Source organism: Pseudomonas sp. GM84, from assembly GCF_000282535.1.
Taxonomy (GTDB): domain Bacteria; phylum Pseudomonadota; class Gammaproteobacteria; order Pseudomonadales; family Pseudomonadaceae; genus Aquipseudomonas.
In genome coordinates, this window is record NZ_AKJC01000018.1 from 1 (window position 1) to 10,012 (window position 10,012).

The 10,012-nt window shown below is 63.0% G+C and carries 7 protein-coding genes and 2 tRNA genes; 4 read left to right on the forward strand and 5 right to left on the reverse strand.

Annotation, left to right across the window (positions count from 1 at the left end):
* Nucleotides 1–25 precede the first annotated feature (25 nt).
* The 3 genes from rlmB to PMI38_RS26255 are packed head-to-tail and all read right to left on the reverse strand — an operon-like array spanning nt 26 to nt 3,602.
* On the reverse strand, nt 26–772 hold the full coding sequence (rlmB, locus tag PMI38_RS01670) for a 23S rRNA (guanosine(2251)-2'-O)-methyltransferase RlmB (protein WP_008089831.1): 747 nt from the start codon (nt 770–772) through the stop codon (nt 26–28).
* Nucleotides 769–3,351, reverse strand: coding sequence for a ribonuclease R (gene rnr, locus PMI38_RS01675; protein ID WP_008089832.1), 2,583 nt, complete (start codon nt 3,349–3,351; stop codon nt 769–771). Before rnr ends, rlmB begins: the two co-directional genes overlap by 4 nt.
* The gene (locus PMI38_RS26255) at nt 3,351–3,602 is read right to left on the reverse strand and encodes a hypothetical protein (RefSeq protein WP_008089834.1); all 252 of its coding nucleotides are present in this window, start codon (nt 3,600–3,602) and stop codon (nt 3,351–3,353) included. The genes rnr and PMI38_RS26255 overlap by 1 nt, the downstream gene beginning before the upstream one ends.
* Nucleotides 3,603–3,621: 19 nt before the next feature.
* Here PMI38_RS26255 and PMI38_RS01685 point away from each other — a divergent pair.
* The 4 genes from PMI38_RS01685 to PMI38_RS01700 all read left to right on the forward strand — a co-directional run bounded on the left by PMI38_RS01685 (nt 3,622) and on the right by PMI38_RS01700 (nt 6,661).
* Nucleotides 3,622–3,708, forward strand: a tRNA-Leu gene (locus tag PMI38_RS01685).
* Nucleotides 3,709–3,795: 87 nt separating this feature from the next.
* A tRNA-Leu gene (locus PMI38_RS01690) sits at nt 3,796–3,882 on the forward strand.
* 200 nt (nt 3,883–4,082) lie between these two features.
* Nucleotides 4,083–5,096 carry an extracellular solute-binding protein gene (locus tag PMI38_RS01695; protein WP_008089836.1) on the forward strand — a complete coding sequence of 338 codons (1,014 nt, stop codon included), beginning with the start codon at nt 4,083–4,085 and terminating at the stop codon, nt 5,094–5,096.
* Nucleotides 5,096–6,661, forward strand: coding sequence for an ABC transporter permease (locus PMI38_RS01700; protein WP_008089837.1), 1,566 nt, complete (start codon nt 5,096–5,098; stop codon nt 6,659–6,661). The genes PMI38_RS01695 and PMI38_RS01700 overlap by 1 nt, the downstream gene beginning before the upstream one ends.
* 568 nt (nt 6,662–7,229) lie before the next feature.
* Here PMI38_RS01700 and PMI38_RS01705 read toward each other — a convergent pair.
* Both PMI38_RS01705 and PMI38_RS01710 read right to left on the reverse strand, forming a co-directional pair.
* Nucleotides 7,230–7,700, reverse strand: coding sequence for a DUF2867 domain-containing protein (locus PMI38_RS01705; RefSeq protein ID WP_008089840.1), 471 nt, complete (start codon nt 7,698–7,700; stop codon nt 7,230–7,232).
* A gap of 174 nt (nt 7,701–7,874) precedes the next feature.
* Nucleotides 7,875–9,809, reverse strand: coding sequence for a methyl-accepting chemotaxis protein (locus PMI38_RS01710; RefSeq protein WP_008089842.1), 1,935 nt, complete (start codon nt 9,807–9,809; stop codon nt 7,875–7,877).
* Between the last annotated feature and the right edge of the window lie 203 nt (nt 9,810–10,012).

A 10,012-nucleotide genomic window follows, 5' to 3' on the forward strand; every position in this document is an offset into this window, starting at 1 on the left:
GCTTGCCGGCGATCGGGCCAGTGGATCAGCGCTTGGCCTGGCGCTGACGCACGGCCTCGAACAGGCAGACGCCCGTAGCCACCGAAACGTTCAGGCTGCTGACGCTACCGCCCATCGGCAATTTCACCAGGAAATCGCAGTGCTCACGGGTCAGCCGGCGCATGCCCTTGCCTTCCGCACCCATGATCATCACCAGCGGCCCGGTCAGGTCCTGCTGATAGATCTCCTGCTCCGCCTCGCCAGCGGTGCCGACCACCCACAGGCCACGCTGCTGCAGTTTCTCCAGCGTGCGCGCCAGGTTGGTCACGGCCACCAGCGGAATCACTTCCGCAGCCCCACAGGCCACCTTGCGCACGACTGGCGTCAGGGTCGCCGACTTGTCCTTGGGCACCACCACCGCCGTGGCACCGGCAGCATCGGCGGTGCGCAGGCAGGCGCCGAGGTTGTGCGGGTCGGTGACGCCGTCCAGCACCAGGATCAGCGGCGGCGTTTCGGTGCGTTCGAGCAATTCCTCGAGCATCAATTCGCCCCACACCTGGCTCGGGCTCACTTCGGCAACCACGCCCTGGTGCACACCTTCGACCCAGGCGTCCAGTTCACGACGCTCGGCCTGGCCGACCGCCACACGGTTTTCCGCGGCCAGTGCCAGCAACGCCTGGATGCGTGGCTCGCTGCGCCCCTCCGACAGCCAGATCTGCTTGACCCGCTTCGGATGGTGCTGCAACAACGCCTGCACGGCGTGCACGCCGTAGATCTTTTCCAGCTGACTCATGACTTGCTCTTGCTCTTGCGTGGCGCGCCGGACTTCGGCGGGCCTTTACGGTGCTTGGTCGGCTTGCCGGCAGGTTTGCCGCCCTTGTCCGACTTGCTGCTGGCATGGCCGCCGGTGCGCGCGTCGCTCATCAGCGCCTTCTTCATTTCGCGGCTCTTGCGCACTTCGGCATTGCGCTGCACAGCGTCCTTGGGGAAGTACGCTTCAGCGGTTTCGCTCTTGCGGCTTCGCGGCTTCGGCGTGGCCTTGGCTTCCACCACCGGCTGCTGCTGCTCGGGCTTGTCGCCGGCTGGCGCTGCGCCACGGCCCTTGCGGCCAATCGGGGCACTGAGCTGCTGCTCGGACACTTCGAAGTCGATCTTGCGCTCGTCGAGGTCGACGCGCATGACCTTGACCTCGATCGTGTCGCCCAGGCGGAAGCTGCGCCCGGTGCGCTCGCCGGACAGGCGGTGATGCACCGGGTCGAAGTGGTAGTAGTCGCCCGGCAGCGCACTGACGTGCACCAGGCCTTCCACATAGATATCGGTCAGTTCGACGAACAGGCCGAAACCGGTCACCGCAGTGATCACACCCGGGAAGGTCTCGCCCACGCGATCCTTCATGTACTCGCACTTGAGCCAGTTGACCACGTCACGGGTGGCTTCGTCGGCGCGGCGCTCGGTCATCGAGCACTGCTCGCCCAGCTGCTCGAGGGTGTTCTCGTCGTAGGGGTAGATACGCGCCTTGGGAATGCTCATGGCACCAGCACGCTTGACGTGCGGGGTATCGACCTTGGAACGGATGATGCTGCGGATGGCACGGTGCACCAGCAGGTCCGGGTAACGACGGATCGGCGAGGTGAAGTGGGTGTAGGCCTCGTAGTTCAGGCCGAAGTGACCGTTGTTGTCGGTGCTGTACACCGCCTGGCTCAACGAGCGCAGCATCACGGTCTGGATCAGGTGGAAATCCGGGCGCCCGGCGATGCTCGCCAGCAGGGCCTGGTAATCCTTGGGCGACGGGTCCTTGCCCTTGTGCAGGCTCAGGCCCAGCTCGCCGAGGAAGGCACGCAGTTTTTCCAGGCGCTCCGGCGGCGGGCCGTCGTGCACGCGGTACAGCGCCGGCACACCGTGCTTCTGCAGGAATTCGGCGGTGGCGACGTTGGCCGCCAGCATGCATTCCTCGATCAGCTTGTGGGCGTCGTTGCGCACGGTCGGGCGGATTTCCGCGATCTTGCGCTCGGCGCCGAAGATGATGCGGGTTTCCTGGGTCTCGAAGTCGATGGCGCCACGGGTGTGACGGGCATCCACCAGCACCTTGTACAGGTTGTACAGGCTCTTCAGGTCCGGCAGGACTTCCTTGTACTCCTCGCGCAGCGCCTTGCCCTCACGGGTACGGGAATGCTCGAGCATGCTGCTGACCTTGTTGTAGGTCAGGCGCGCATGGGAGTGGATCACCCCTTCATAGAACTGGTAGTCGACCATCTGCCCGGTTTTGTTGATGGTCATTTCGCAGACCATGGCCAGGCGATCGACGTGCGGGTTCAGCGAGCACAGGCCGTTGGACAGCTCCTCGGGGAGCATCGGCACCACGCGCTCGGGGAAGTACACCGAGTTGCCACGCTGCTGGGCTTCGACATCCAGGGCAGAGCCCAGGCGCACGTAGCTGGAGACGTCGGCGATGGCCACGTACAAGCGCCAGCCGCCGGAGAACATGCGCAGCTTGCCCAGCGGTTCGCAATAGACAGCATCGTCGAAGTCGCGGGCGTCTTCGCCGTCGATGGTGACGAACGGCAGGTGGCGCAGGTCGATGCGCTTTTCCTTGTCCTTCTCTTCGACTTCGGAGCGGAACTTGCGCGCTTCCTTGATCACGTCCTGGGGCCAGACGTGCGGGATATCGTAGCTGCGCAGGGCAACGTCGATTTCCATGCCCGGCGCCATGTAGTTGCCGATGACCTCGACCACGTCGCCTTGCGGCTGGAAGCGTGGGGTCGGCCAATGGGTGATCTTGATCTCGACGAACTGGCCGATCTTGGCGCCGCCGTTACGCCCGGCGGTCACCAGCACTTCCTGCTGGATCTTCGGGTTGTCCGGGGTCACATAGCCGATACCACCTTCTTCGAAGTAACGGCCGACCACGCTCTCGTGAGCACGGGAGATGACTTCGACCAGCACACCTTCGCGGCGGCCACGGCGGTCGACACCGGAAACTCGGGCCAGGCCGCGGTCGCCATCGAACACCAGGCGCATTTGCGACGGGCTGAGGAACAGGTCGTCGCTGCCATCGTCAGGAATAAGGAAACCAAAGCCATCGCGGTGGCCGGAGACTCGACCGCAGATCAGGTCCAGCTTGTCTACCGGGGCATAGGTGCCGCGCCGGGTATAGATAAGCTGGCCGTCGCGCTCCATGGCCCGCAGGCGGCGGCGCAGGGCTTCGATCTGGTCTTCTTCGTGAAGACCGAACTCGGCCGCCAGTTCCTCGCGCGCGGCCGGTTCGCCACGGTCGGCAAGGCGCTGCAAGATCAGCTCACGGCTGGGAATGGGGTTGTCGTATTTTTCCGCTTCACGAGCGGCCTCGGGATCGAGGGATTGCCAATCGGCCATCAGAAGGGGTTCACCTTGGGGTATATAGATAGGAATTCTGGCATAGGCGTATTGAAACCGGAAATGTCAGCCTTGGACAGCCCTAACGGCATGTCCAGCGAGCGGCGATAGGCCTGTGGAATCAACAAGTTGAGTTTTTTGAAATTTTTTTCGATTGGGGGGTTTACAGCCATTGGGAGCGTCCGTATAGTGCGCACCACAACGACGGACAGCCCGAAGTTGTAGTAGAGATGAACGACGCTGTAAAGCATCTTGTAATCTCGAATGTGTGCCCAGGTGGCGGAATTGGTAGACGCGCTGGTTTCAGGTATCAGTGACCGCAAGGTCGTGGAAGTTCGAGTCTTCTCCTGGGCACCAAGTATTTTCAAGTAACAGATGACCAAGGATCTGTTACTACTGTGTGAAGCGAACGATAGTCGCCTTCACCAGATGTTGCAAAGCTTTGCCCAGGTGGCGGAATTGGTAGACGCGCTGGTTTCAGGTATCAGTGACCGCAAGGTCGTGGAAGTTCGAGTCTTCTCCTGGGCACCATACAAAAACCCACTAGCTTGCTAGTGGGTTTTTTCTTGCCTGCGATTTATACCCCCCCTCCCCCCTCATGAGCATGCGCAGCGCCTGCCCCACCGTTGCACCATGGTCGCCCCATGAATTTGTCGTCATCCGGTCACTTGAGAAACGATTTCGTTTACCATTGTTTCCAAATATGTAGCCGTACGCGAGGAAGTACCCGCATGACGATCCGCCCGCAACCGCTGATGCGCACCTTGGCCGCCGCAGTTCTGAGCCTGGTGATCGGCGCTCCGGCCGCCATGGCAGACGATCCGGTCACCCTGACCATGTACAACGGTCAGCACAAGGAAATCGGCGAAGCCATCGCCAAGGCCTACGAGGCCAAGACCGGCGTCCATATCAATATCCGCAAGGGCAGCAGCAACCAGCTGGCCAGCCAGATCATCGAGGAAGGCGACCGCTCGCCGGCCGACATCATCTATACCGAAGAATCCCCACCCCTGAACAACCTGGGTGAGCTGGGCCTGCTGGCGAAAATCGACGACGCCACGCTGAACATGCTGCCCAAGGAATACGTTGCCGCCAACGGCACCTGGATGGGCGTTACCGCGCGCACCCGGGTGGTGGTGTTCAACCCGAAGAAGATCGACGAGAAAGACCTGCCGACCACGGTAATGGATTTCGCCGACCCCGAATGGGAAGGCCGCGTCGGCTACGTGCCTACCAGCGGTGCCTTCCAGGAACAGGCCGTGGCCATCCTGAAGATGCACGGGCGTGAAGCCACCGAAGAATGGCTGACCGGCCTGAAAGCCTTCGGCAAGACCTACACCAACAACATGGTCGCGCTCAAGGCCGTGGAAAAAGGCGAAGTCGCCGCCGTGCTGGTCAACAACTACTACTGGTATGCCCTGGAGCGCGAGCGCGGCAAGCTCGATACCAAGCTGTACTACCTGGCCGATGGCGATGCCGGCAACCTGGTCACCATTTCTGGCGCCGGCGCGGTCAAGGCCAGCAAGCATCCGAAGGAAGCCCAGGCCCTGCTCAACTGGATGGCCAGTGAAGAAGGCCAGCGTGTGATCACCCAGACCACCGCCGAGTACCCGCTGCACAAGGGCATGGTCTCCGACCGCGGCCTGAAGCCATTCGAAGAGCTGCGCCCGCCAAAGATTTCGCCAGCCGACCTGGGCAATGCCGAGGAAGCGCTGGAGCTTGAACGCGAGGTCGGCCTGCTCTGATGACCGCCGTCCTGTCCCAGCCGGCGCCAGTACGTTTCGTACCGCGCCGCAAGCGCCCATCCATCTGGGTGGTACTGCCCGTGCTGTTCCTGGTGGCGATGAGCTTGCTGCCGCTGCTGTACGTCGCCATGAAAGCCTGGGAAGCCGGCTGGCGAGAAGCCTTGCACCTGCTCTGGCGACCGTTCGTCTGGGGCTTGATGCGCAACACCCTGCTGCTGATGGTCGGGGTGACGCTGGTGTGCATGGTAGTCGGCCTGGCCCTGGCCTGGCTGCTTGAACGCAGCAACCTGCCCGGCCGCCGGCTGTGGGGTGTGGTGCTCTGCCTGCCATTCGCCGTACCGTCGTTCGTCAGCAGCTTCACCTGGGTGTCGCTGAGCTCGGACTTCGAAGGCCTGGGCGGGGCGATCATGGTCATGGCGCTGTCCAAGTACCCACTGGTGTTCCTGCCGGTGGCGGCGACCCTGCGCAACCTCGACACCTCGCTCGAAGAGTCGGCGCGCACACTGGGCTGCAGCCGCTGGGGCGTGTTCACCAAGGTCACCTTGCCGCTGCTGTGGCCGTCGATGCTCGGCGGCGCGCTGCTGATCGCCCTGCACATGCTGGTCGAGTTCGGCGCGCTGTCGATTCTCGGCCTGCAAACCTTCACCACCGCGATCTACCAGCAGTTCGAGCTGGAGTTCAGCAATGCCAATGCTGCCATGTTGTCGGCGGTGCTTTTGGCACTTTGCCTGATGATGCTGTGGTTGGAGCTGAAGGTACGCGGCAAGGCACGCCATGTGCGCATCGGCCAGGGCGTTGCACGTCGTGCGCAGCCGGTACGCCTGCGTGGCTGGATGCCACTGGCGCAGCTGTTCTGTTTGGGGCTGGCGATACTGGGCAGCGGCATTCCGCTGGCCATGCTCGGTTACTGGCTGAGTGTTGGTTCGTCAGCAGCGTTCCCGGTGGCGGCGATCAGCAAGGCGCTGCTGACATCACTGTCGGTGTCGCTGGGTGGCGCGGGCTTCTGCGTCTTGCTGGCGCTGCCGGTCAGCTTCCTGGTGGTGCGCTACAAGGGCCGCCTGGCGATCTGGGCCGAGCGCCTGCCATACCTGCTGCACGCCCTGCCCGGCCTGGTGATCGCACTGACGCTGGTGGTGTTTGCCCTGCGCTATGTGCCGGTGCTGTACCAGACCACTGCGCTGTTGCTGCTGGCCTATGCGCTGCTGTTCCTGCCACTGGCGCAGGCTCCGGTACGCACCGCACTGAACAAGGCATCGCCGACACTGGAAGAAGCGGCCCGTACCTTGGGCGCCAGTAGCTTCGCAGCGTTCTGCCGGGTGACATTGCCGATCATCTTCCCTGCCCTTGCAGCTGCCTTTGCCCTGGTGTTTCTGGACGCCATGAAGGAGCTGACCGCCACCCTGCTGCTCAGCCCGACCGGCATGACCACCCTGGCCACCGAGGTCTGGGCGCATACTGCCAACGTCGAGTTCGCGGCGGCGGCGCCATATGCGGCGCTGTTGATTGTGGTATCGGGGTTGCCGGTATATCTGCTGACCACGCGCATGTATTTGAACAAGGCTTGAGGGGAGAGCCCAGGCTGGCAGACAGCCTGGGCTGCCGGCCACCCAACTACCTACCGATTACCATCTAAGTGGCATCCACTCTTATTGCCAGTCAAAAAGCATTGTGCAACCCCACCTATCGCCTCAGCCGTCCCCTGCGCTGCATTTACTTTGGGCTCACATAAGTCCATGCACGCCCGCTTCATCCCTGCGGGAAAACGCTTAACTTCATTTAAGTCGATAAGCCCTCTGCGGACATAAGGGCCGGGAGCCATCAGCCCGCCCCCTATAACACAGGTCCGCAAGACCTTCCCGATCAAACCCGCCCCGGAAAAAGTCGTTCTTAGATCCCCTATGTACTTGGAGTTAGCCAATAGCGCTTCGATTGCACAACGTCGCTTTAGGGTTGTTCCTCACTGGGCAGGATGCGCCGCCAGAGGCCCGATTGACCCTAGCCCCCCTATTGCCGCAACCGCAATCGTAGGCGGGGGCTCAAGGACAAATTAGGAAATTGCCTACAAATTTGGCGAAAAAAGCGACTTGATCGGGTAAATAAATGTTTCACAGCGAGATGCAGTCCGGGAATCGATTAACGAATGTTTGCCAACATCCGCCGCACTATCGGGCCATGCGCCAGGCCGACCGGCAGCATGTACAAGCGGCCAAAGGCATTGAAGCACTGCACCGATGTGGTCACGCTCAGGCGCTGCCTGCTCCCGCATTCTGCGGTCGACTCCATACAAACCATGACCGCCAGGTGGGTATCACGCGAGGTCAGGACCAGTTGCTGGTCGCTGATGGACTCCACGGTGAAGAAATCCAGGCGCTCGCCCACCTGGGGTACATGCTCGGGGCTGCGGGAAGTAAAGCCGTGAATATCGGCGACGTTGAACCGGCGGGAGATGAAGTCGCGCAGGCGAAAGGCGCCAGCTAGCCAGACGGGGATGTGAGAGGTCATCGCGCAATAGGCTTGCAGGGCGGTGAGCGGGGTTGTCAGCGGTACGCTGGCGCTGTGAAGGAAGTCCAGGTCGGCCGGGGCGGCGAGCAATTGGGCGGGCATGTACAAATCCTTTTGTCATGGGGCGCCCGACAGCTTAGCAAAGCGGCATTCTGTGCTGGGGCCGCTGGGCGGCCCATCGCCGGCAAGCCGGCTCCCACAGGGGGGGAAGCGCAAAACTGAAATCTGCGCCGTACCTGTGGGAGCCGACTTGCCGGCGATGGGGGGTACGCGGTCTCAGGCCCTGAACTGGCCCAGGCTGGCGCGCAACTGCGCGGCCAGGTCATCCAGGACCTTGCTGCTGGCGGTGGTCTGCATCACCACCTCGGCCGAGCGCTCGGCCTGGGCATGGATGTTCTCCACGCGACCACGCACGGCCTGAGCCCCCTGCGCCTGCTGTTCGGCCGCCCGGGTGGCCAGACCGATCGCCGCATGCACTTGCTCCACCGCCGCCTGCACCGACTGCTGACGGCGCTCGTTGTCGCGCAGTACCAGCAAGCCTTCGCTGGCTTTGAGGCCGGCTTGGCTGATGGTGGCCACCGCCTCCTTGGCACCCTTCTGCAGCGCAGAAATATGCGCCTGGATATCCCCTGTGGAGCTTTGTGTCTTGCTCGCCAGCGCGCGCACCTCGTCGGCCACCACGGCGAAACCACGCCCGGTTTCGCCGGCGCGCGCGGCTTCGATCGCAGCATTGAGGGCCAGCAGGTTGGTCTGCTCGGCGATACCGTGAATCACGGTCAACACCACTTCGATCTGCTCGCTCTGCTTGGCCAGCCGCTCGATGACTTGCGAGCCGGTTTCGACCTGGCCGGCGAGGTTCTCGATCAGGCCAGCCAGTTGCGTAGAGGTGCGGCTGTTTTCATCGGTGGCCTGGCGAATGTCCACTACCTGGCGCAGCGCCGCCTGCATGGCATGGCTTTCGGCCTGGGCTTCGTCGGCCATGCTGGACAGATCACGCAAGCTGGCAGCCACTTCATCGCGCTGCAAGGCCGCTGAAGCATCGGCGCCGGCGTTGCGCTGGGCCATGGCACCGATTTCGACGCCGGTACGCTGCGCCACCTCACCCGCCTCGCGAACGATCGGCTGAAGCTTGTCGACGAAGCGGTTGACCGCCGAGGCCATATCGCCGATTTCGTCGCGGCTGTCGAGGTTGACGCGCTTGGTCAGGTCGCCCTCCCCGGCTGCCAGATCGTTGAGCGCGGCGATCAGCAGGCGCAGCTTGCTCAGCACACGACGGCCCAGCACCAGGGCGACCACAATCAATACACCCAGACCTACCAGCACAAGGCCCAGGCCGATCCGCCAACGCAGCTCTGCGGCCGCATCGCGCACGGTTTGCGCGGTATTGGCCTGCATGGCCGTGGCACTGCTCTGTGCAGTTTCCAGCCGCTCACGCAGGGCCTTGCCGCTGTCTGCCGCAGCGGCCCCGAGACTGTCGCCGACCAGTTGCCCGCCACTGGCGATCAAGGCACTGAAGCGCTGGTCCAGGGCCTTGAGCTCCTGGTCTACACCGGCAGTGGAGACGCCCATCAGCACCTTGCCGATTTCCGCGCCATTAGGGTTGATCGAAGCCTCGACGAAGTACACCGACGGGTCGCGGCGGGCAGCCTCCAGCACCTTGTCCAGCGCCCGTTCGCCCTGGCCTTTCTCGATCAGGGCCTGGTTGATCGGGTTCTGCCGGTTCAGGTAACGGGTCAGGTGCTGGCCCTGAGCGTCGTCGTAGATCACGAACAGGACATTGGGGTTGCGCTGGGCGCGGCGGGCGAAGTCGGAGAGCGTCGGCACGTCGTTGTCCCAGATCGCCCGTGGGGCGACTGAAGCCAGCAATTCGGCCATGTCGTTGGCGGAGTCCTTGAGGTTCTTTTCCAGCGTGACGCGCAGCTGCTGCTGCTCGCTTTGCAAACGCTCGGACAGGCCCGCGCTGAGGCGCTGGCGGGTGCTGCTGGAGAGGCCTTCAAGGCCCGAACGGACCTCCTGCCCGGCTTGCTCCAGCTCGCTGGCAAGCTTGCGGCTGTCGTTACCCAGGCGTTCACCCAGGTCGGCCTCAAGGGCGGTGACAGTGTTTCGTGTCAGCGCAACGGCGACCAGCACCTGCACCAAAAGGGCGATACCCAAGGCAACAAACACAGGCCGCAACAGGCGGCTTCGTAACAGTGAGAGGATGGCAGACACGGTGAAACCCTCGTGCTTTCTGGCGCCATTATTTTGATGGCATCCGCAGAAACTTCTTACAGCAAGGGTTGTGCCGAGGGCAGCAGGGATATGCGCCAAGGTCTAGCAGTGAGCGATTTGTACTGGCCCTGTCGCCGGCAAGCCGGCTCCCACAGGTACTCCACTGCTTTCCATGCTGGTGGAAAACCTGTGGGAGCCGGCTT